Here is a 23,160-nt window from a genome sequence, read left to right on the forward strand (position 1 = left end):
CACAACACTTAGGTGTCTACATTTAAAAACAGAACCCTTAATGAAACCACTAAGGTCCTGTTTGATGATATGAAGAAATTAGCTTTTTATACTCCGCTGAATGCGCTGAAACCTCCATCAACAGGAATCAGTGCTCCTGTGATAAAACTTGCTGCACCGGAACACAGAAACTGTACAACCCCGTTCAGTTCTTCTACTTCTCCAAATCTCTGCATGGGCGTTTTCGCTATTACTTTTTTACTTCTTTCGGTTAAGCTTCCGTCCGGATTCAACAGGATAGCACGGTTCTGATCTCCAATGAAAAATCCTGGTGCCACTGCATTTACCCTTATTTTATCTCCGAATTTCAATGCCAGATCTGATGCAAGCCATTGGGTAAAATTGGTAATTGCCGATTTGGCTGCAGAATATCCGGCCACTCTTGTAATCGCTGAATAGGCAGCCATGGAAGAAATATTAATAATGTTGCCGCTCCCCTGCTCCGCCATTACTTTTCCGAAAACATAACTCGGGTAAACAGTTCCATTGATATTAAGATCGGTAACTTCTGCCCATCCTTTCATATCCATATCAAAAAATGACTGTTCGGGTGATAAGGTTGCTGACGGTATATTTCCACCGGCTATATTGAGCAGAATGTCAATGCTGCCATACTTTTCTTTTATTTTCACAGCAGCCGCTTCAAGGCTTTTAATATCCATCACATTGGTTTCTACAGCGAATGCATCTCCTCCCAGATCTGTAAGCTCTTTTACGCGGGCATCCAGTGTTTCCTGGTTTCTTCCCAGAGCCACAACTTTGGCACCGGCCTCTATAAAACTTTTGGCAAGGCTGCCTCCCAAAACGCCCGAAGCCCCTGTGATGACTGCTACTTTGTTTTTAATACTAAACAGGTCTTTCATTTTACTTTTTATTATTTATTACAAACGCAGATTAATTGTTCTGTAGTTCTGACTGAACTGTTGCCATTACTCCTTCGATCTGGCCCAATGCCAACATTCTTCCTAAAAATGAATAGCCGGGATTATATCCTTTGTCAATATCTTCTGTTAAAAGCCTTCCATGGTCAATTCTCATCGGAAGATCAGGATTTTCTTTTTCGAATACACGAATCACTTCAATGAGCTTTCCTCTTCCTCCCAGGTGATGAGCCTCGATGAAGTCACCGTTTTCAAAGACATTCGTGCTTCTCAGGTGAACGAATTTGGTACGGTGAGCAAATTTTTGCGCAAGCTTGGGAACATCATTCTGAAGGTTAGCACTTAAAGAACCGGCACAAAACGTTAATCCGTTGTGAGGATTATCAACAGCCTGCAGAAGCCAGTCAATATCCTCTTCATTGGTCACTATTCTTGGTAAACCCAATAGTGAAAACGGAGGATCATCAGGATGTACACACATCTGGATATTCCATTTTTCACAGACAGGCATTATTTTTTCGAGGAAATATTTCATGTTCTGACGAAGTCTGTCTTTATCGATCCCGTCATACAATGCTAATAAACTTTTGAACTTTTCTACAGGATTCAATTCGCCTTCTTTGATATTTCCGTTCACGAATCCCTGTGTTTTTACAATAACTGAGTCTATCAGGTCATTGTTATCTTTTTCCGTTAAGGTATTTTTTAATTCTTCTACTTTTTGAAGGATTTCTGAATTGTAATCATTTTCTGCTCCTTCTCTTTGAAGGATATGAATTTCAAAGTAGGCAAACTTGGCTTTGTCAAAATAAAGTGAGGATGAGCCGTCTTCCCACTCGTGAAAAAGGTCGGTTCTTGCCCAGTCGAGAACAGGCATAAAGTTGTAGCAAACTGTTGTAACTCCTGCTTTACCCAGATTTTCAAGGCTCGTAATATAATTTTCTATTAAAGAGTCACGGTCTTCACCTCCGTATTTGATAGCTTCACTTACGGGAAGACTTTCCACAACAGACCAGCGAAGTCCGTGGCTTTCTATATAGTTTTTATAATCATTGATGGCCTCCAAACTCCAGATTTCTCCGTTTGGGATGTCATGCAGTGCAGAAACAATTCCTTCTACTCCGATCTGACGGAGTGTACCCAGTTCTATTTTGTCTTTTTTTCCAAACCAACGCCAGGTTTTTTCCATAATGTAAAGTTTTAATTCAGGTAAACAAAGCAGGTGCATTCCACACCTACTTTGTTGCTGATATGAATGTAGAATGAAATTAGTTGTATCCGGGATTTTGATATTTAGCTTTAATATCTGCCGATACTTCCATCGCATCAATCTGATTCTGAGGAATCGGTCTCAGATAATGAAAAGGCTTTATCGTTCTTGTCACCGTCTGCGGATCATGATCTCCGTAAGAAGCTCCTCCAATCTGATAGCTTGCCGCATAATCTCCCCACTTCTGTGTACGTACCAGATCATACCATCTGTAGAATTCTCCGTAATATTCACGGGATCTTTCTGCAAGGATATAATCAATGGTAATTACAGATGGCGTAGCAGCCGTCATCGCTGCACTGTTATCTGCTACATAAGCGGTATTCTGTGCATTATTGAACTTCCATTTTCCGGCACGGGCACGGATGACGTTGATAAGATCTCTGGCTGTCATAGCTCCTGAAGCTCCTTTTACTGCTGCTTCTGCGGCAATAAAATAGAATTCTGAAAATTTGGCAACACTGAAAGGACGGGTTAATCCTGCATTCGGATATCCTAACCCGTTCGGATCATCGGTACGGTAAGTTCCTATTTTCCAAAGACCCGGATATACAATTCTGCTGATTCCGTTCGGTGCGATCACCCAGTCTGCTCTTCCCGGAAGGGTTCCTGCTCCTACACCGCTTTGTCCGGATCCTGTAGGGTAAGAAGGCGTCTGGCTGTCATCATTCAGGAAGCTTAAGATAGCTCCTCCCGGCTGTACAGGTAAATTATTGGCATTATAAAGTACAGGAACTGTTGTAAGGCCTGTTCCATTCTTGTTCCAGTTTCCTCTGTAGGTGGTTACAAAAGTTCCATCATAACGGGAATCGTTGGTTTTATCTGCAAAAGTATTTTTGATAACACCTAAGGTAGGACACATACGCACCCATGGACGTCCCAATGGCTGTGCTGCTTCTCTCTGTACGGCGCTTACAACGTCCGCCCCTTCCCATGCTGTAGTTTTACTACTTTTGATGGCAGTATAGTTCCAGGTCTGCATCCATGCTGCAAAATTGTCCGGTGCCCAGCCTGATCCAAATCCTACAGGATCACTTTCGTTGTAGTATGTACTTGACTGTGTATGGTCTGCATACAGCATAGATTCGGTATTTCTGTCATTGGAACCTACATTCACATCATAGAAGGTAGGCTGAAGCGCATAAGGTCCGGGATTGTTGATTCCTTCCATGGCGATATCATAAGCCTGCTGGAAATACCACTGGGCATTGTGTCCGTCAGGATCAGTTCTTGCCACTTCAGGATAAGTTGGAATGCTGTTGGGATTCTGCAGCCACCATCCATAAGTAAGGTAAGCTTTGGCAAGCATCAGTCTTGCAACATTTTTGGTTACACCTCCCGTTACCCTTGGTGATGCAGGTAAATTTTCTATTGCTTTTTTAAGGTCAGCAAAAACCGTTTTTGTATATACTTCCGGTACGGTATTTCTTACGGAAGAGGTGGAAGGCAGAGTGTTATATTTCAATTCCCCTGCTCCTAAATCCAGAGGAACTCCTCCATAGGTCTGTACGAGCATGAAGTAGTAAAATCCGCGGAAGAAACGGGCTTCAGAAATCATAGATTCTGCAATTCCAAATCCTGGTCCTTTTTCAATGATTCCGTTGGCAGTATTGATATACGGGAATACGGAGTTCCAGACCATACTTGTAGGAAAAGTATTGGAATTGATAATACCGTTTCCGGACATATCCAATTCTTTGAAGTTTCCATCCGCACTTTGTGCCCAGGTAGATTCGTCAGTTCCGTTCTGACAATTGCTCATAAAGTAGCCATTGCCATACAGTAATCTCATCTGTCTGTATAAAGCCGTAAATCCCTGATTAACTCCATCCGGTGTATTAAAATAGTCAGCTGTATAGATTGCTCTTGGCTGCTCATCAAGAATTTCACTACAACCTGTAAATGTTAAGGATAAAAAGATTGCTCCTAATAGCAGTTTTTTGTTAAAATTTATCATGACAGTACAGTTTTAAAAGGTTAAGTTAAGTCCCATTAAGTAATTTCTTGTGGAAGGGTTGTTCGTCCCTATGACAAGCTGGCGGTTTGGATATCCGCTTACTGCCTGGTTTTCATTTCCGAAAGAGTTTGGTTCCGGATCCATTCCTGAGAACTTATGATAAGGTGAGAATAGTACAACAGGATTGGTTACCGTAAAGTAAATTCTTAAGCTGGTAATTTTCAGATCCTTTAAAAAATCTTTATTGACATTATAGCCTAATGTAATGGTACGAAGCTTAAGGTAAGAAGCATCAAACATCGCTAAAGTAGAAGAATACTTTGGATTATCGCCACTCAAATGACGTCCCGGACGCGGAAAATAGGCTCCGGTATTATCCTCTGTCCAGTAGTCCACATCCACGTTATTTCCTCTACCCGTTAATCTGTTAAGATAACTTGCAGATCCGTAAATCGTACTCACAAGGATTCCTCCGTGCTGGAAAGCTCCTACTGTGCTCAGTTCAAAGTTCTTGTAGGCAAAGCGCATATTAAATCCTCCCTGGAATTTCGGAGCGGTATCAAAAATCTGTCTGTCATCCGGTCCTATTGCTCTTACCGGAGTTCCGTCAGCATTATAGCCTCCGGTGTAAAGAACCTTGATAGATCCTATAACATCCGCAGCAGTTCCCGGCTCAAGAATGCTCTGATACGGGTCGCCAGCCTGCCAAAGACCGATATACTGATAATCGTATAATGAATTAATATTATGTCCTACAAACCATGAGTTATTGATGTCCCGTTGTGTTCCGGATGCAAGAGATAAAATTTTGTTTTTATTGGTGTAAAAATTAACTCCGGCTTCCCATGTAAACCCATCCGGGTTATCAAAAATAACTCCGTTCAAGGAAATTTCCACCCCTTTATTTTCCGTTTCGGCTACATTGGAAACGATGGATGACCAACCGCTTGTTGCCGGAAGACTTTTTTGTGTCAACAGGTCAAATGTATGGGTTTTGTAATATTCCACACTTCCCGTAAGGCGGTTGTTCAGGATCCCGAAGTCTACCCCGTAGTTTTGTGTTTTTGAATATTCCCATCCAAGGTTTGGATTAGGTGGCTGATTTCCATAGATTCCTGCACTTCCTGCGCTTCCGTAGTTATAAGGAGCCACGTTAAATCTTCCCATCGTAGTGTATGGATCTACTGCCTGATTGGAAGTCTGCCCCCATCCTGCTCTGAATTTCAGAAGATTAATCGCTTTGATATTCTCCATGAAGGATTCGTTGGTAACATTCCATCCTAATGATAATGCGGGATAGGTATGCCATTTGTTACCCGGTGCCAGTCTGGAAGATCCGTCAGCACGGAGTGTGGCTGTAAGCATGTACCTGTTATCATACGTATACATGATTCTTCCCATCGCTGAAAGCAGGCCTGTTTTCCAGTACGCCTGGTCTTCAGGTCTTACCGTAATATCTGCCTGAGGCGACTGTCCCAGGTTATAATACTGGAAAAAGTCTGCAGGGACATTTTTTGCACTCATGTATGAGCTTGTATATTTGTTCTGTTCTGCAGAGTATAATGCTACAGCGTTGATCTTATGTTTTCCGAATGTACGGTCGTACGTAAGGAGGTTTTCCAATACCCAGTGATAAGTCTGGTTATTCCCTTTTCCTGCAGCTGACGGTCCCAGAGGGTTTGTATTGAAGACTCCTACACCACTATAGTTTCCGCTGTTTGAAGTACGGAAATCCAACCCTACATTTAACCTGTATTTCAACCCTTTGACTGGAAGGCTGACTTCTCCGTAAAGGTTGTTATAGGATGCAAAAGATTTGGTTTCATCAATATATTTCTCCGCCAGGCTCTCCAGGCTTCTTCTGGTATAAATCCATGTTTGATCGATACCGCCTGCGGTGCTCATTACTCTTTTCGGGCTTCCGTCCGCATTGTAAGGATTGGCAATCGGAGAATATCCCAGAACCGCTCCCGGATTTACTCCATTTCCTTCAGAGACAGAATAGTTTGTATTGGTTGTAAAGCCAAACTTAAAGACAGATCCTACCTGCTGGTCAATTGCCATTCTCAGGGCAAATCTTTCATAACTCTGAATAGGAATTAATGCATTTTGTTTAAAATAGGATAATCCTACATTATAATTTCCACCTTCTGTTCCTCCTGAAACTCCTACATCGTGACTGGTCATCATCGCCGGCTTATAAAACAGACTTTGCCAGTCAGTATTGACGCTGTTATTTTCATCAGCTCCGTTGGAATACAATGGCGTTTTATTTCCCGCAGGAATGGCATAAGCACGCAGCTTTGCAAACTTAGGACCATCCATCATCGGATATTTTGAAAACAAGGTCTGAACTCCTGTAAAGGTGTTATAGGTAAATTTAGGCCTCTGCCCTTTTGCTCCTCTGTTGGTGGTAACAAGGATAACACCGTTTGCTCCTCTTGACCCGTAGATAGCTGTAGCAGAAGCATCTTTCAGGATGTCAATACTTTTGATATCACTTGAGCTGATGTCTCCCAGTGACCCTACGAAAGGAATACCATCCAATACAATCAATGGGTTATTATCTCCTGTCAGAGATCGTGTTCCCCTGATACGGATCTGCATGGCAGCACCCGGTTTAGTGGAGGTTTGCGAGATATCTACCCCTGCCGTTCTTCCCTGTAATGCCTGGGTAATGTTGGCAGAAGGTACTTCACGCAGGGCATCTCCTTTTACAGTGGCTACAGAACCTGTTACAGCTTCTTTTCTCTGGGTTCCATATCCTATCACAACAACTTCATCTATTTTATTTTCTTTAGCTACTGTATCTTTCTTAACCTGTGAATATGCTATGCCGCAAGGCAATAGAGTCATTGCAAAAAACAGTGCTGCTCTATTGCTTTTATTGAAATAAAATCGGTTCATAATTATTATTTTAATATTAGTTGTTGAATAAAAGGCTCTTTAATAATTATTGTGTATAAAAATCCTTAGTGTTTATAAGCCTTTTATTTTTAATTATATATACATATTCACGATGGCTTCAAACAATTCCTGTTTTCCGCTTTTTGGCTGTGGTTCGCCGATTTCGTGAGCTATTCTCTGCAGATCTTCCAGTGTAAGTGTGCCTTCTTCAAATGCTTTTCCGTTTCCGTTATCAAAAGAAGCATAACGGTCTGTTCTCAGCTTTTTGTAATCTGAATTTTCAAGGATATCAGCTGCAGCAAGAAGACCTTTTGCGAATACATCCATTCCTGAGATGTGGGAAATGAACAGATCTTCAGCATCAATAGAATTTCTTCTGATTTTGGCATCAAAATTCACCCCTCCGGTTCCCAGACCTCCTGCCGGAAGCAGCACCAGCCATGCCTGAACCATATCGTAATAATCAATTGGGAACTGGTCGGTATCCCAACCGTTCTGATAATCTCCTCTGTTGGCATCAATACTTCCTAAAAGACCTGCATCAACAGCAGCCTGAAGCTCATGCTCGAATGTATGACCTGCCAATGTAGCGTGATTCACTTCGATATTCAGTTTAAAATCCTTATCTAATCCATAATGTCTAAGGAATCCGATTACGGTTTCAGAATCATAATCATACTGATGTTTGGTAGGCTCCATTGGTTTAGGCTCAATCAGGAAAGTTCCTTTAAAGCCCTGCTGGCGTGCATAGTCTCTTGACATGGAAAGGAAACGGGCAAGGTGATCTTTTTCACGCTTCATGTCTGTGTTCAAAAGGCTCATATATCCTTCTCTTCCACCCCAGAAAACATAATTTTCACCACCAAGTGCTATGGTTGCATCTATTGAATTTTTCACCTGAGTTCCTGCACAGGCTACTACATCAAAATTCGGATTGGTAGAAGCACCGTTCATGTATCTTTCATGAGTGAAAACATTGGCTGTTCCCCATAAAAGCTTAATTCCTGTTTCCTGCTGTTTTTGTTTTGCATATTCCACAATAGTCTGCATATTTTTCTCGTAGTCCTTCCAGTTGTTGGCAGGGTCTACCAGATCGATATCATGGAAGCAGTAGTAATTGAATCCCATTTTAGACATGAATTCGAAACCTGCATCCATTTTGTGCATTGCTCTTGTTACCGGATCGTTTCCGATATCCCACGGGTGGTGAATGGTAGGTCCTCCGAACGGATCGCTTCCGTTGGCACATAAGGTGTGCCACCATGCCATCGCAAATCTTGTCCAGTCTTTCATAGGTTTTCCCATCACTATCTTTTCCGCATCATAGTAACGGAATGCCAACGGGTTCTTACTTTCCTTCCCTTCAAACTTAATTTTTTCAATACCTGTAAAAAACTCTTTTGTACCTGTTAAAGTGTTCATATTTATTTGATTATTTTTATTTTTGTTTTTAATTTTTTGCGTAGAAATTCCCTTCTCACTGATTCTGAAAAGTCAGTAAGAGGATGAAAAATGCTGTTGTAATGGTCCTAGATTATTTCGTTAAGATGATGTTTCCATCTGGCATAGGCTTCTAAATATTGTTCCTGTTTTTCATGTTCGGGCTCTATCACCGCTATTTTTTCGAGTGAAGAGAATGCTTCTCTGGAATCTGAATAAAATCCTATTCCCATTCCGGCAGCTCTTGCTGCTCCTACCGCTCCATCGGTATCATAAAGTTCAATAACCGCGTTGCTGACACTGGATAGCGACTGGCGAAAAATCGAACTTAAAAACATATTGGCATTTCCGGCACGGATCACCTGGATATCCATGCCTATATTTCTCATGATATCCATTCCATATTCATAAGAGAATACAATACCTTCCTGTGCTGCACGAAGAATATCGCCTTTTGAATGGATATTGAAGTTTATTCCGTGAATTGAACAGCTTGTATCCTTATTTTCCAGCACTCTTTCAGCTCCGTTTCCAAAAGGAATGATGCTTAACCCTTTAGATCCGATGGGTGAAAGTGAAGCCATATCATTCATATCACCATACGAAGAAAGCGAAGTTGCAAAATTGTGCTTCAGCCAGGAATTTAAAATTCCGGTTCCGTTGATACACAGTAAAACCCCAAGCCTGATCTGTTCCGGTGTGTAATTGACATGGGCAAATGTATTGACCCTTGATAATTTATCATATTCCAGCTGGTCCAGCACTCCATAAACCACTCCTGAAGTTCCTGCTGTAGAGGCAATTTCTCCAGGGTTAAAGACATTCAGGGAAAGCGCATTGTTGGGCTGGTCTCCTGCTCTGTAAGAAATAGGTGTACCTTCCTTTAAGCCTAATTCTTCTGCTGCTGCCCTTGAAACTGTTGCCTGGATACCAAATGTAGGTACAATTTCCGGGAAGAAACTTTCAGGAATTCCATAGTGGTTAATGATATCTTCCGAAATGCAGTTGTTCTTAAAATCCCAGAATATTCCTTCTGATAATCCCTCAATGGTCATTCCTATCTGCCCTGAAAGCCTCATGGCAATATAGTCTCCGGGAAGCATTATTTTATCTATCTTTTCAAAGATCTCAGGTTCGTTTTCTTTTACCCAGGCAAGCTTTGATGCTGTAAAGTTTCCCGGTGAATTCAACAGATGTGAAAGACATTTTTCTTCTCCTATGGTTTTGAAAGCCTTTTCACCATAAGGTACAGCACGGCTGTCGCACCAGATAATGGATGGCCTTAAAAGGTTCTGATCTTTGTCTACAAGAATCAACCCATGCATCTGCCAGGTAATTCCGATTCCTTTAATATCTTCTGCATGTACTCCGGATTCATGCATGACAGCTTCGTGTGCCAACTTCAGATTGATCCACCAGTCTACCGGATTTTGCTCTGCCCATCCGGGATTTATAGCAGTGATTTTCATCTCTTTTTTGGGAGAAAATTCAGAAGCAATCACTTTTCCGCTGGACGCCTCAATGAGACACACTTTCACAGAAGAACTGCCAATGTCATAGCCTAGTAAGTACATAATTTTTTTAAAAGGGTTATTTTATAAGTTTTGTATTGTTTTTCTTGTAGATTTTAGCATCAAATCGGTAATATCTTGCTGCGCGGTGTGATACATCTTTTTGAATTTCATCCAAAGGAACGATATAGGGGAATGAGGATATTTTTTTATGGAAATTCTTAATATCTATATTCTTTTCATTTAAAGCACTGTACAGCTGATAAAGCTGTCTTATGGTGAATCTTTTAGGCAGCAGCTCAAAAATAATGGAGAAATCAGATTCAATCCATTTTCTGATCTCCATTAAAGATTCAGTGATAATTTTGTTATGATCAAAAGGCAGTACCGGAACCTCATCAATAGGATACCAGTCTACGGTATCATATTTTGTACTGTTAATCTTATGGTCTATTTTACAAAGAGAAAGATAGGCCACCGTAATGATCCTGTCTATATGATGTTTGTATTCCTGATCCATCCATTTGATATCATGGGCATTGCTCGCTCTCATGGGATCGGCAAAGCATTTGAATTGTTTGAGAACCATTTTTTTTATCCCTGTCAGTTCATGAAGTACCCTTTGTGCTGCATCATCTACATCCTCATCGCTGAAAATAAGACTTCCAGGAAGTTTGATCTGCTTTTCCAACGGAACGTCATCAACATGGCGTTGTACTAGTAATATATTCAACCTGTTTTCATGGTCAAATCCAAACACAACACAATCTACAGAGACATAGGTATGAATAAAGTTCTGATTCATTAGTTTGTTAACATTTTGGTAACATTACAAATATAAAAATTCATCTGAATAAAAAAAATAAATCCGCTATTATCTACTGCTTATCAATGATTTACATATCGAATTTTTATGATATCAATTGTATAAAAAATATGATAAGGTTATCATTAATTTTACACTTACTTATTTCATAAGACATGAATTCACAATCAATTGCAATTTTATAATACCCTTAAAAAGATTATTTTTTTCTGAATAAATATTATGATAAGAAGAATTATTTTTTTTTTCATTTTGCACGAAAAAAAAATGTAAAAAGCACACTTTTCATTATTAAAAAAGAGGTAAATCATCATTTTCGATTACCATTTTTTACACTCTAACTACAAATAATTATGAAACAGTCAGCTTAAACAATAATATGATATAATAATGTAAACACGAAAAAACTCTACAATACAGCATCTGGAAACACCTGAAAATTTCGGAAATCAGAGAACAAAAAACCCTGCAAAAATGGGATTCTGCAGGATTAGAAGAATGTTACGTTTTCCCAATCTTGAACTTAAAAATATCTGAAAGATTTACTGCTTTCTAATAAGGTATATTTCCTTTCCTTAGTCTAAGCAGTACTTGCTGAATTTTTGGAAACAGAAGGAGCATTATAATCACACACACTATTCCCAACAGCATCCAGTCATAATAATCACGGGTAGCACGTGCCAAAATCTGCTGCCGGATCAAAGCATTGAATTGGGCGGCTGAAGCAGCTTTTGCAGTATACACATCATTTCCCGCATTCATATATTGGTTTTGAATATCCATTAAACTAACAGGCAATTGGGTATTCGTTTCTGTTAATGTTTCCCTGAATTTTTCCCTTACGGCCGATTTGGTAAACAGCTGAAGTTCATTATTAAAAGCCAGGCTGGCGCTAAAACCAACAAATCTGGCCAATATTCCTATCAATGAAGCATTGCTGGCAATTTTTGGCGGTGCCGCTGATGTAGTAAAAGAAACAATCGGAACAAATAAAACACCTGTTGCGGCACCGTAGATCAACATAGGCAGAATGAAATCTGCTGTTTCACCCTGCACAGAAACAAAAATCAGCATGTAGGCGTAGTACAGAGCCATAAAACCAAATCCTGCAATAATAATCCTGATCAGATTAAATCCCATCAGTATCAACCGGGAGGTAACAAACATTGCCACTGTAGTTCCTGCAATTACGGCTATCCAGATCGGTATTGTGCTGAGTGGATTATTGCCTAAAATAGCCTCAAGATAACCATAGGCAAGCCCCGTGCTTCCTTTAAAAATATAAAACAGAAAAAGCAACAGCAATCCGATCACAAAATTCTTTGTTCTGAAAATTTGTAAATTAATCAATGGCCGTTTAAGCTTCAACTCTCTGGCAACAAAAAGTACAAGAATAGTTATATTGCTTAAGGTAAGAAGAATAATTACCGGACTGTCATACCAGCCTGACTGCCGTCCATATACAAGGATGTATCCCAGAATCAAAATAAAAGAGGCATAAAACAAATAACCGGCCCAGTCTACCTGATAGAGAGGTATTTTTCTGGTAAATCTTGCCTTACCGTTCATTGTTACCAATACAACCAACGCAAGTAAAATAAGTATCATGACGAGACCATAAAACAGCCTGTTGAAGTCATAAAAATAAAGCACGATGCTGGAATAGATGGAATAGAACGGGACAGCAATCTGTATACTCCCATAGAGAAGACTATATGCAATTATCCTTGCACGTGTGGAATGCAATCTCGGAAAGATAAGCTGTAAGACAATCCCCGAGGTCAGTGCACAGGTAATTCCCTGCACAAACTGACAGATTACAAACAGTGTCCAGTCTTTGGAATAAAAACAGATAACAGAACATATTATATTAGCTGCAAACGCCGTCAACAAATATTTTCTTGGAGCAAAATATTTTACAATACGAAAATCCAGTGCTAAAAAGGCTACAGTTGAACCATAAGTTACCACCATGGCATATTGAACATCAGTAGCTTGCACACCATAAAAACCCATTGCCGAAACAGGACTGCTATAGTAAGCAAAACTAAAAAGGCAGGTCATCAGAATGGCAAATATTACGGATCTTGCCAGCCATTCGGAAACCCAGGGTTTAAAAACCGGAATTTTATGAGCCTGCATCGTTAATCTTTTAAAATGTAAACATTGGCATTCATTCCTGCAGAAAGTTTTGCTAATTTTTCAGGGGTATCTCTCAGTCTGATGCGCACAGGAATACGCTGTATGATTTTCACAAAATTCCCGGTGGCATTATCCGGTGGCAGCAATGAATATCGGGAACCTGTGGTGGGAGCAAGTGATTCGATGGCTCCATGGAATTGTTCATCCGGAAAAGCATCTACTTCTACCGTTACAGCCTGACCGGTTTTGAAGCGGGCAATCTGCGTTTCCTTAAAATTGGCAGTCACCCATTTTTCTTCTGATTTATTCACCAGAAATGCCAGCGTCTGACCCGGCTGTATCAATTGTCCTTCCTGAATGGTCTTTTTACCAATCTGTCCGTCAAAAGGCGCAGTAATTACAGTATATTTAATGTCCAGTTCCTGGCGTTTCACCATAGCTTTCCTGATTTTTATTTCTGCTTCTGCTGCATTTCGCTGTGCATGAATATCACTGAGCTTTGATTCGGCTACCCGTAAGGAGGCCTGGGTCTGATCGTAATCAGATTGTGTGATAGATAAAGCTGTGCTGACATTGTCAAATTTTTGTGGTGTGGCTGACTCGTCTGCGAGAAGGTTTTTGTAGCGTTGAAACTCTCTTTTCTGCTGTTTCAGTTTGGCATCAGCTCCGGCCAGTTGTGCTTTTATCACCTCAATACTTTTTCTCTGTGTTTCTTCACTGGCAGCCAAAATAGGCAATTTAGCATATGAACCTGCCAGTTCAGCTGATGCAATATCTCTTTTTAAACCATATTCATCAAGCTCAATAAGAACCAGTGTATCCCCTTTTTTCACCTGTTGATTGTCTTTGTAATAAATCTTACTGATATACCCTCCTACTTTTGCATTAATGGGAGACAAATAGGCATCTACCTGTGCATCATTGGTTTGTTCATAGCGATATTGTCTTATGAAATACAGGACTCCCCATATGAAAATACCTGTTAACAATACAGCTCCCAACCATTGAGTTAGGTTGACAATCCATTGATCTGTTTTATTTTTATTCATAATAATTGGTTTTAAAGAATTCCAGCGATTGCCAGAATCCGGATATGACTAAGTTGTACGTTTGTTTGTGCAGTTGTTAAATCAAATTTTGCTTCCAGTAAGGCGTTTTCTGCTTCAAGAAGATCGGTGAGCAGGGATTCCTGATTGAGATAACTGTTTCGGATTACCCGTAAAGTCTCCGTAGTCCTTAAGATATTTTTCTCTGCGGTTTCCACGCTTTCCAAAGCTTGTTTTTGCTGGAGATAAGCTTCTTTTATCTGAAGGGTAACTTCATCATTTTTCCTATTGGCTTTTTCCTTAGCTTCACCGTTGATAATCCTGGCCAAAGCAATGGAATGTTTGCTTTTGTATAAATTATCCAGGGAAAACTGTACTCTGATTCCGGTTTGCCCGAATCCCCATATATCATTTGAGTAAGGATAGAATGAGATCTGGGGATAGGTATAATTATAAGTGGAATATAATGACACTTTTGGCAAACGTGCTGCTTTAACCTGACTGATATTTAATTCACTCGATCTAATATCGCTGTCCATCATCTTAAGTTCCGGTGACTGGCTGAGCACAATATCAAGGTAACCGGTGTAATTGCTGTCCTGAATAATTTCCATATCCTGACTTTTTTTATAATCAATTTCCAGCTGTTGAAGCTGATCTCTTCCCATCAGCACATTCAGACGTTGTTTTCTGATATCTATTTTTTTCTCTATATCAGACAGGTTTAGTTCCAATTGGGATAATTTTACAGAGGTCCGCAGCACATCGCTTTTTAGTACTACTCCATTTTGATGCAGGCTCGCGATCATTGATAACTGTTTTTTCTCTGCAGCAATTTCTGCATAGAGAAAATCCCGGAAATACAAGAATCTGTACAAATCAAAATACTCAACTGCAATCGTATATTTCACGCCGTGCTTTTCCAGCTGAGCTTCATATTGCCTGCGTAACTCTTCTTCCCGCTTCATTTTTATATTTATTCTTTCCTTTCCGCCATTATAGAGGTTAAAATTCAGACTATATCCTGCTCCATATCCATAGCTTTTAACCGGTACATCCTGCGGAGACGAAAATAATCCTTCATTATAAAGAAGGAATCTGGAATTGAGCTTTACTTCTCCACCCAGCGAAAGTTCCGGCAGCAGACGATCTTTGGCTTCAAGTACTTCCAGTTTACTTTGCCGGAGATGTAAATCTGACAGTTTCAGTTGACGATTATTCGCTTCGGCTGCTTTCCACATTTCTTCCAGGCTCATCACCTGAGTAGTGGCTGTGTTCTGGGCATGAATATTTGACATGGGCAGCAACAATACTGCAACCCATAATGGAAGTAATTTATAGGGTTTCATGAATTTTACTTTTGTGAGTTTTTCTATTTTCTCTTCTTTTAAAGAGCCTGTTTGCTATCATTTTCCCTAGTTCATCAAAGATTAAAGTTAAATCAACCATAGGCACATAAGGATAAGAATAGGCCAAGCGGTAGAAATTAATTGGTTCGAAAGTTTCTGCATGATCAAAGCCGATATGATCGAAAGCTTTTTCTTTTGTTTCAGTTTCGGGGTACTGATCCCGGTTTGCTATTGTATGTTTTATCATAATTCTGTTTTATTTACAAGAGCAAAATTATTCATGGGCAAAAACTATCTTTTAATATAATCAGCCTAATATTTGTTATATTTGGCCATATGGAAGTTCTCAAACAACTTTTAGACAGCGTAGATCAAAATCCCGACTCTATCCTGGTGGTACGACAGCAAACTGAACAGCAGATGCCTCCACATCAGCATGATAAGGCACAGCTGTTATTGGTTTTTGGAGGAATTGCTTATCTGAAGACTGCTGAGAAGGATTTTTATATTCCGTCGAGCCATTACATCTGGATACCTGGAAGATATCCCCATAATCTGATGTTTAATACTCAGGATCTGTATATTATTAACATTTACTTTCCGGAAGAAAACTCTGACGGATTTTATAATGAGCTGGGAATCTATCCGGTGAGCAAGCTGTTATCGGAAATGCTTACTTTCAGCGAAAAATGGCAGGGAGACTATTATAAAGGTTCCTGGGAATTTCAATTTCTGACAACACTGAAGGAACTTATATCAAGAGAAAATCTCAAAAAATTTTCAATCCAGCTTCCTACAACTGATGATCAGCGGCTTAATGCTATTACAGATCATCTCAGAACCCAGTTACATGAAAAGCTTACTTTAGAAAATACTGCCAGGCAGGCAGGAATGAGTGTAAGAAGTCTGACAAGGCTTTTTCAGACAAAACTTCATATTACGTTTATTCAGTATATAAAAATGCTCCGGATTATCCGGGCGATGGAATTGATAAAAGATACCGATCTGAATATGACTGAAATTACCTATGAAATTGGGTACTCCAATATTGCAGCTTTCAGCAATAATTTTTATCAGTTAACCAATATGAGGCCTACTGAATTCAGGACTATGTCCAGAATATGAAAACTCGTTTATCAGATGTGATTCTAAGGAATTACTATTTAGAATGAGGAGCAAAAAAAAAGCCTTGAATCAAATGATTCAAGGCTTTTTTTTTGCGGAGAGTGAGGGATTCGAACCCCCGGACCTGTTACAGTCAACAGTTTTCAAGACTGCCGCAATCGACCACTCTGCCAACTCTCCTTAAACTCCGGTAGTACCGTTGTTTTCAGTGGTGCAAATATAGAGAGTTTTTTATTACTGACAAAATATTTTTTCAATAAAATTCGTATTTCTGCAAGTTTGCAGAAAACTCTATTTTCTCAAGTTTGTCAAACATAAACATTAAGAACTCACCATCAGCTATTTATCCTTAAACAGGAAGTATCAAGCTTTAAATTTTATCCGTAGTAATATTCGGTGGTGATATCTCCACTAAAAGCAGGATGCATGTCCTGTTTCTGCATATTCAGTTCAAATAATCTTTCGCCATTTTTATTTCCACCCCTTATTTTTAAGGAGTACCACCCGTTTTCAAGAGAAAGCGTGACACTGTTTTCTTCACTGATGGCAGCGATATCCTTCAGATATCCAATGCCGACAATTTTTACTTCATTATTCGCAGTCTGAAATATCCAGCCTTTTGATTCCACCTCTACTTCTTCATCATTCAGAATCTTTTCATCATTCACAGAAACCCGGAATGCATAATAATCTTCTTCTACCCCTATTATCGGAATAGCGATTCCCGACTTTGTTATTTCATCGCCATGTTCATTTTCTACGAAATATTTTAAAATATTAGTACCTGAAAGATGATGGTCCTGCAGATACTGCGTTAAAAGCTGTGGACTGAATATCACGAAACCTTTAAGTTCAGAGAATATTTTTTTCATAATATATTTGAATTAGATTTGGATTAAATAGTTTATACAGTAGGTGTTATTCTAATGATTTAATAAACTTTACAATACTTGTTTTTATAATGACTTTAAATTCAATCAATTCTCCTGTCACCAACTAACCTCTTCAAGACAATTGAGATACCAACTTTCAAAAGATATTGCCAAGCCATTATCATATGTGAATCATGATGTTTCTTTATAATGTCTAAGGCTTCTTGTCTAATTTTACTTTATCCAAATTATTTATCAAATTCTTGTGGAATATAAAATTTGCAGAGCCTGAATTTTATCTTTTATCGTATCTATAAATTAAATAACTGAGATATTTTTTAATCCTAACAACTCAATTCCTTCCAGGTCTACATTTTTACATTTTTCTAAAAGCAAATTTTCAATACTCTTCATTTGCTTAATGGTTTCTTTTACATGAATTAAAGAATTACAACTTTGAATAAATACTGTTTTTAATTTACTACACTTTTCAATTCCTTTAACAGAGATAAAAGTTCCCCGTATGATACGCAAAAATTCTAAGTTAACAGTTTCGCTTAGAAAAGATAAATCCTCAGTTTTTACATTTCCAATTAATAAACGATTTAGTGACTTTAAGTTTTCCCAACCTTCTAAACCTTTATAGTAGCCAATGTTAAGAATTTTCAAATTTGGTATCTTTGATAAATCAAGATTAAAATCTGTACCAGCACTCCAACGGAAATCTTCCAATCCTGACAAATTATACAAACCTGTAATGTTAGATTTTTTAGCTAAGGGAACCAGCCAATGAAAAGTTGTAATAAAATTCCTTCCCTTTAAAAAATCAAAATTTACCACTTGTTTTGTATCAATATCATCAGTCGATATACATACCTCATTAATATTATTTTTTTGTGCAAAGTCCAAACCTTCCTCAATGTGATCATAAGAAATCGTTATTCCTTTAAAATGCGATGTTTCACCAAAATCTACTTTATATTTTTCCATATAATATACTAAAATCAATTATAATTTACTTTTGCTCTTGCTTTTACATCAGCATCATAATCAGCTTGTAATTTATCTGCCAATTCTGTTGCTCTTGCTTGTAATTGAGGGTTTGCATCCCAAGTAGATTTACCACTCATATGATTATTTAAATAATCCGCCGGTACTCCAGCTCCACCAGGTCTGAAGCCTGCATCTTTCATTGTTTTATACTCAACCATTTTTCCAAGATCATTATTTCCTCCTGTACTAACATGTGCTTTTCCAATAAGAGTATTATCTCCACCCATTTTACCAACTTGTGAAGTTCTTGTAGAAATGGATTGATTCATTCTTCCAATTTCACCTTTTCCTATATACTTATCCCCACTTGCAAATCCAAACAGATAAGCTCCCCCAGATCCCGCTAGACCAAAAATATCAACCCACCAGTTTATATCTTTTATATAGTTATAAAGGCTTAATCCTCCTTTTAATCCAATTGGGTCTTTAGAAATATAATTTCCACTTTCTATATCATAATAACGAAACCTGTTATAGTATAACCAAGTATCTTGGTCTTCATATTGTCCAAGCTGTCTGAAAGGAATAAAATATCTATTTCCTTTTAAGTTTTTAAGGTTTCCATAGGCATCATATTCTGTACTCCATACGGTTTGCCCTCCTTCATCAAAAGCCTGAACAGGTCTGCCTATATAGTCAGAAACAATGCAGTAACTTTCTCCATTGATAATTTTGGCACATGGTATATATGAATATCGCTCATACACCCAGGTCACCACATTCTCCACAGGTTCTTTTCCAACACTGACATTTCCGTCATCATCTACAACCGTTACAGGAACTTCTTCAGCATCATAGCTCCATTCATGCAGGAGAACGTTACCATCCCAAATATAACGAGTTATTTTCTTCAGACCAATTTTTGAGGTTCTTCTTCCGAGGGCATCATACTCAAAGCTTACTTCTTTGCCGTCGGGGCGCTTTACTTTGGCCAGCATTCCGTTGGCATTCCAGGAATATTCCCAGTCTCCGGCGGACCATTCCGGGTTTTGAATTTCTGTTGGAGAGTCTTCGGTTACATTGGGTAAATCGGCTCCATCCGGCAGTTTCGGGCTGTTCAGCCAATCTGAAGCAATGGTTTTATAATAAGGATGCGTATTCTCCTGTTCTTCTTTAAGCTCAGGTCTGGCATTGTTGATTGGCCGTTTACTTTTTAATAATAAATTTCCTTCTTCATCGTAATGGTAGAACCAGTTTTTATCACGCATCAGCTTTCCTCCTTTGTCGTAGACACGGTCAGTCTGCCGGGCGCTTTCATATAAGCATCCCGTAGCATCCGGATTTTTGTACTGCACCTCTCCGCTTGAATATTCTGCAGCAACAAGGCTTCCGAAAGCATCGTAATCAAATCTTGTTCTTCCGCCCGTCACCCTGTCCAGGGTATGCAGCAACCGGTTTCCGGCTCCCCAGTTGTAGTCTTTATGAAAGGTAGTACTGGTTTTATTTACTGTTACTTTCTGACTTACCGGCATTCCGATATGGTCAAATTCAAAAATGCTTTCCACCCCGCCGGTCATTTCACGGGAATGCATCTGCCCGTTCCGGCTGATCTCAATATTCATCTGCCACGGTGCATGCACTTCCGGAGTTGCGGCAGTTACCGTTTTAAGCTGTCCCAGATCATTATAAGAGTAGTCTACTTCGGCTCCCAGGCTGCTTTTCAAACCGATCAGATTTGCCTGACTGTCATATTCATATTGAATGGTATGCTCACCCTGCTTTTCACTGGTGACCTGTCCTAATTTATTTCTCTGAAAAGCGACACTACTGTTTTCATTATCTGCTTTAACCAATAATCCTGAAGTGTCATACTGATAGGCTTCCCAGGTTCCGTCGGGATAATGGGTCTGTGTCAATCTTCCGCCCAGATCATATTCATAAAAAATATCTTTTCCCTGAGGAGTCCTGGTTTGGGTAACCATTCCGTCTTTATCTCTTACAAAGAACTTTTTCTGGCCGTCAAACCCTATTTCACCAATGATATCATTATTATTATTTCTTTCAAAAGAATAGACTTCTCCTTTCTCGTTGGTAATACTCATTAAATTTTCATAAGCATCATACCCGAAAAACAATGTTTCTTCTTTTTTATGGGATAGAGCATTCCTGCGGACCTGACGTTTTAGGCTTCCCATCGGCGTATAGCTCATGAGCCATTCTGCACGCCCGTCGGTAGCATACACCGGAAGATCATAGGCATCGTAACGGAGTTTTAACGGGAATTGCCCCTGCTCGTTCACTTCGACCACTCTTCCCATTTTATCCCTGTTCCAGAGTATTCTGTTCAAAGGGCCCGGACTGAACACCGTCAGCCTTCCATACTCATCATATTTCCAGTACTGCTCGGCTCCGGCAGTGTTGGTGAGCTGAGTAAGCTGACCTCTCTGGTTATATTTATAATAAGTGACAATCTCTTCTCTGCTGCTGCTTTCAGGAATTCTTTCACCGTCTGCATATTCATAGTATACACTTTCTTCAGCAGGGTCAGTATAGCTGATCAGTTTTCCCCCTTCATCATAACTCCACGTTTCCGAAGCTCCCGAAGGAGAGAAACGGGCAATTACCTGTCCGAATTCATTGTACTGATAATGGTATTCTTCGCCATCCGGAGTATGGAAGATTTTAATATTTCCCATTTCATCATAGGTATAACCCTGAACTCTTCCTTCCGGGGATCCCATCATTTTCAACTCGTTGTGGGCTGTATAATCGTACCAGGTTTCTCCACCTTCTCCATCTACTTTTTTGTAAACCAGAAAGTTTTCATCATAATGATATTCCTCGGTTTTATTGTTTTGCTTTGGATAGATAACTTCTGTGTAACCTTCCTCATCATGGTAATGAAGTCTTCCTTCCATATACCCATCCGTACCTTTGGTATGAACTACTCTTCCGTTTTTATCATATTCCCACTGATAGCTCATCCCGTTCCGGTTGGTTCTTCTCACCACATGGTTTTCTCCATCATAGTCAAACACAATGGCTTTTTTATGAATATCCCAGACATGGGTAAGGTTGCCACGTTCATCATAGTCGTACCTAACCTGCAGATCTCTCTGGTTTTTATAACAATAGTAAACTTCTGTTACTTTTTTATATGTCGGGTGAATTACAGTTTCTATACTGCAGCCAGTTTTTACATCTTTTATACTTTTCAGTACAATGTTCCGGGCTTCATACTCATATTCCCTGATTGTTCCGTCACCATATTCAATACGGGTTACCTTATAAACAACTCCTTCCGAAATATGATGAAAACGTTGATATGTATAGACATCAGTTCCTTTACGAACAATCCAGATACTGCTATTGGGCCTGTACTGCCATATCTTCTGATCTCTGAAATAAGTCATTTCTTCTCCGATCTCTGGTGCAGGAATCAGCATTGCCATATTTTCGTCCGGATGCATCCAGCCTGCAAACTTATTATCTTCATCAGGAAGAATAAACAGGTCATGATTATTGAAAACACCATTTCCAAGAGGTCCGAAATCATAAGGCCTGTCGCTGTGCCAGATATTTTTCCAGCTTAATGGTGTACTGCCCTGAATTATAAAATCATCCCATTCGAAAACCATGGCACCGGTTGCAAAATTCACAGGTTCAAGGCCGTAATGACATAATTTTTTAGATAAGGCATTGGCTAATTTGAATTTATTGAAAGGAGCTTTTTTAAGAACACTGTTGTTTAGCTTTTTTAAACCGTTAGCACCAAGTTTTCCTAATTTCTTGGTTAAATTTCTCATTAAAAACATCCCGGCAAGACGCATCAGCATTTCTCCGGGTGTATAAACATGGGGCACAAAAGCGCCTCCTACCAATACCGGTCCACCCGTATTGATCTGAATATACATGCTTGAAAAGTTATTGTAGAAAGCAAAATAGGCCAGCGGATTTTTCTTTGGCTTATCAGGCATTGCGGGCAGCATTGTCATTCCGAAAGGAAATCCCATACAGGTTAATACCTGCTGAGGCTGGTTACCGCTCATTTTACTTCCCTGTGCCAGAACAGTCTGCGAACCGTAATACACTTCTCCTTCGTGTGGAGCTTCCTGAGGAAAAGGAATGATATACACCGGAATAAGCGATGTGACATGTCTGAACGGAATGACCACTCCCATCACACTGGTTGTGGTGGTTGCTTTGTGCCTTCCATGAACATATATAGAGCCTCCCAGCGGAATATTTTCCGGAAGAGAAGGCATAAGATTTCGTGCAAATTGCGGAATTGTAATTTTAATGGTAATATAATCCATAATATCAAACACAATCCCGATAAACGGATGGGGCAGCGGCAGTGGAATAAACATGAATGAAGGTGGCGGCGGAATGAGAGTCCAGTGGATATCAATGGCCAGTACAATATCAAAATGTTTACTTGTATGCTGAATGGCTGTGGAAGGCATTGCAGGATTATTAACCTTAATCAGCTTCACTTTGCTTTCCGGAGCGGCCTTTTCTACTGTCACGGCACTGTCGCCACCTCCACCTCCGCCTCCGCTGCTTTTTTCCGGCTGTCCGGCATCTTCTCCCACTATGGATTTAGCCATGGAAACAGGATTCAGGGAATCGAAATTATTTTTCATTCCGTTCTTCCATCCCTGTTTGGTTTTATCCCAGCTTACCGAAGTAACATCTGTGTTTACCTTCCATGAGCGGTCTGGGTTCATGTCCGGTTTTGCTACTTTAATGGGTTTTACTGTTTTTTTATTCAGATCTGCCATGATTCTTTTAATTTGAGA

15 protein-coding genes and 1 tRNA gene are annotated in these 23,160 nt (G+C 39.6%); 1 reads left to right on the top strand and 15 read right to left on the bottom strand.

All coding sequences use genetic code 11. From position 1 onward, the window contains the following. Positions 1–86: 86 nt before the first annotated feature. The 11 genes from LIV57_RS04065 to LIV57_RS04115 all read right to left on the bottom strand — a co-directional run bounded on the left by LIV57_RS04065 (position 87) and on the right by LIV57_RS04115 (position 15,615). Positions 87–902, bottom strand: coding sequence for an SDR family oxidoreductase (locus LIV57_RS04065; protein WP_227941530.1), 816 nt, complete (start codon positions 900–902; stop codon positions 87–89). 31 nt (positions 903–933) lie between these two features. Continuing rightward, positions 934–2,109 carry a mannonate dehydratase gene (gene uxuA, locus LIV57_RS04070; RefSeq protein WP_227941531.1) on the bottom strand — a complete coding sequence of 392 codons (1,176 nt, stop codon included), beginning with the start codon at positions 2,107–2,109 and terminating at the stop codon, positions 934–936. A 79-nt stretch (positions 2,110–2,188) separates the two neighbouring features. Beyond that, a complete protein-coding gene (locus LIV57_RS04075) occupies positions 2,189–4,147 on the bottom strand; it encodes a RagB/SusD family nutrient uptake outer membrane protein (RefSeq protein ID WP_227941532.1) in 1,959 nt (652 codons plus the stop codon). 12 nt (positions 4,148–4,159) lie between these two features. Beyond that, the gene (locus tag LIV57_RS04080) at positions 4,160–7,054 is read right to left on the bottom strand and encodes a SusC/RagA family TonB-linked outer membrane protein (protein ID WP_202842954.1); all 2,895 of its coding nucleotides are present in this window, start codon (positions 7,052–7,054) and stop codon (positions 4,160–4,162) included. Between the two features lie 93 nt (positions 7,055–7,147). Beyond that, the gene (gene xylA, locus LIV57_RS04085; RefSeq protein WP_227941533.1) at positions 7,148–8,476 is read right to left on the bottom strand and encodes a xylose isomerase; all 1,329 of its coding nucleotides are present in this window, start codon (positions 8,474–8,476) and stop codon (positions 7,148–7,150) included. 107 nt (positions 8,477–8,583) lie between these two features. Next, entirely contained in the window at positions 8,584–10,068 is a 1,485-nt protein-coding gene (locus tag LIV57_RS04090) for a xylulokinase (RefSeq protein WP_227941534.1), read from the bottom strand. A 16-nt stretch (positions 10,069–10,084) separates the two neighbouring features. Further along, positions 10,085–10,810 (bottom strand): NUDIX hydrolase, encoded by a 726-nt coding sequence (locus LIV57_RS04095; protein ID WP_047430953.1) that lies wholly within the window; start codon positions 10,808–10,810, stop codon positions 10,085–10,087. A gap of 573 nt (positions 10,811–11,383) precedes the next feature. Further along, complete coding sequence (locus tag LIV57_RS04100; protein ID WP_227941535.1) at positions 11,384–12,973, bottom strand: MFS transporter; 1,590 nt, start codon at positions 12,971–12,973, stop codon at positions 11,384–11,386. Positions 12,974–12,975: 2 nt separating this feature from the next. Next, positions 12,976–14,022: an HlyD family secretion protein gene (locus tag LIV57_RS04105; protein ID WP_227941536.1), complete on the bottom strand. Its 1,047-nt coding sequence runs from the start codon at positions 14,020–14,022 to the stop codon at positions 12,976–12,978. Between the two features lie 11 nt (positions 14,023–14,033). After that, entirely contained in the window at positions 14,034–15,368 is a 1,335-nt protein-coding gene (locus LIV57_RS04110; RefSeq protein ID WP_227941537.1) for a TolC family protein, read from the bottom strand. After that, a complete protein-coding gene (locus LIV57_RS04115) occupies positions 15,355–15,615 on the bottom strand; it encodes a hypothetical protein (protein ID WP_227941538.1) in 261 nt (86 codons plus the stop codon). The genes LIV57_RS04110 and LIV57_RS04115 overlap by 14 nt, the downstream gene beginning before the upstream one ends. An 89-nt stretch (positions 15,616–15,704) precedes the next feature. On the opposite strand from LIV57_RS04115, the gene LIV57_RS04120 reads away from it, so the two are divergent. Beyond that, positions 15,705–16,493 (top strand): AraC family transcriptional regulator, encoded by a 789-nt coding sequence (locus LIV57_RS04120; RefSeq protein ID WP_227941539.1) that lies wholly within the window; start codon positions 15,705–15,707, stop codon positions 16,491–16,493. A gap of 95 nt (positions 16,494–16,588) precedes the next feature. Here the strand turns inward: LIV57_RS04120 and LIV57_RS04125 are convergent. The 4 genes from LIV57_RS04125 to LIV57_RS04140 form a co-directional block, all read right to left on the bottom strand. Continuing rightward, a tRNA-Ser gene (locus tag LIV57_RS04125) sits at positions 16,589–16,673 on the bottom strand. A gap of 197 nt (positions 16,674–16,870) precedes the next feature. Then, a complete protein-coding gene (locus LIV57_RS04130; RefSeq protein ID WP_227941540.1) occupies positions 16,871–17,365 on the bottom strand; it encodes a hypothetical protein in 495 nt (164 codons plus the stop codon). 318 nt (positions 17,366–17,683) lie between these two features. Further along, positions 17,684–18,355: a hypothetical protein gene (locus LIV57_RS04135; protein WP_227941541.1), complete on the bottom strand. Its 672-nt coding sequence runs from the start codon at positions 18,353–18,355 to the stop codon at positions 17,684–17,686. A 14-nt stretch (positions 18,356–18,369) separates the two neighbouring features. After that, positions 18,370–23,142 carry an RHS repeat-associated core domain-containing protein gene (locus LIV57_RS04140; protein ID WP_227941542.1) on the bottom strand — a complete coding sequence of 1,591 codons (4,773 nt, stop codon included), beginning with the start codon at positions 23,140–23,142 and terminating at the stop codon, positions 18,370–18,372. Positions 23,143–23,160: the final 18 nt, after the last annotated feature.

It is taken from the genome of Chryseobacterium sp. X308 (genome assembly GCF_020733145.1).
GTDB classification, from domain to species: domain Bacteria; phylum Bacteroidota; class Bacteroidia; order Flavobacteriales; family Weeksellaceae; genus Chryseobacterium; species Chryseobacterium cupriresistens.

Bases quoted from the DNA above. Each gene is read 5' to 3' on its own strand.
- LIV57_RS04065 (WP_227941530.1), bottom strand. From the start codon at position 902: ATGAAAGACCTGTTTAGTATTAAAAACAAAGTAGCAGTCATCACAGGG.
- uxuA (WP_227941531.1), bottom strand. From the start codon at position 2,109: ATGGAAAAAACCTGGCGTTGGTTTGGAAAAAAAGACAAAATAGAACTG.
- LIV57_RS04075 (WP_227941532.1), bottom strand. From the start codon at position 4,147: ATGATAAATTTTAACAAAAAACTGCTATTAGGAGCAATCTTTTTATCC.
- LIV57_RS04080 (WP_202842954.1), bottom strand. From the start codon at position 7,054: ATGAACCGATTTTATTTCAATAAAAGCAATAGAGCAGCACTGTTTTTT.
- xylA (WP_227941533.1), bottom strand. From the start codon at position 8,476: ATGAACACTTTAACAGGTACAAAAGAGTTTTTTACAGGTATTGAAAAA.
- LIV57_RS04090 (WP_227941534.1), bottom strand. From the start codon at position 10,068: ATGTACTTACTAGGCTATGACATTGGCAGTTCTTCTGTGAAAGTGTGT.
- LIV57_RS04095 (WP_047430953.1), bottom strand. From the start codon at position 10,810: ATGAATCAGAACTTTATTCATACCTATGTCTCTGTAGATTGTGTTGTG.
- LIV57_RS04100 (WP_227941535.1), bottom strand. From the start codon at position 12,973: ATGCAGGCTCATAAAATTCCGGTTTTTAAACCCTGGGTTTCCGAATGG.
- LIV57_RS04105 (WP_227941536.1), bottom strand. From the start codon at position 14,022: ATGAATAAAAATAAAACAGATCAATGGATTGTCAACCTAACTCAATGG.
- LIV57_RS04110 (WP_227941537.1), bottom strand. From the start codon at position 15,368: ATGAAACCCTATAAATTACTTCCATTATGGGTTGCAGTATTGTTGCTG.
- LIV57_RS04115 (WP_227941538.1), bottom strand. From the start codon at position 15,615: ATGATAAAACATACAATAGCAAACCGGGATCAGTACCCCGAAACTGAA.
- LIV57_RS04120 (WP_227941539.1), top strand. From the start codon at position 15,705: ATGGAAGTTCTCAAACAACTTTTAGACAGCGTAGATCAAAATCCCGAC.
- LIV57_RS04130 (WP_227941540.1), bottom strand. From the start codon at position 17,365: ATGAAAAAAATATTCTCTGAACTTAAAGGTTTCGTGATATTCAGTCCA.
- LIV57_RS04135 (WP_227941541.1), bottom strand. From the start codon at position 18,355: ATGGAAAAATATAAAGTAGATTTTGGTGAAACATCGCATTTTAAAGGA.
- LIV57_RS04140 (WP_227941542.1), bottom strand. From the start codon at position 23,142: ATGGCAGATCTGAATAAAAAAACAGTAAAACCCATTAAAGTAGCAAAA.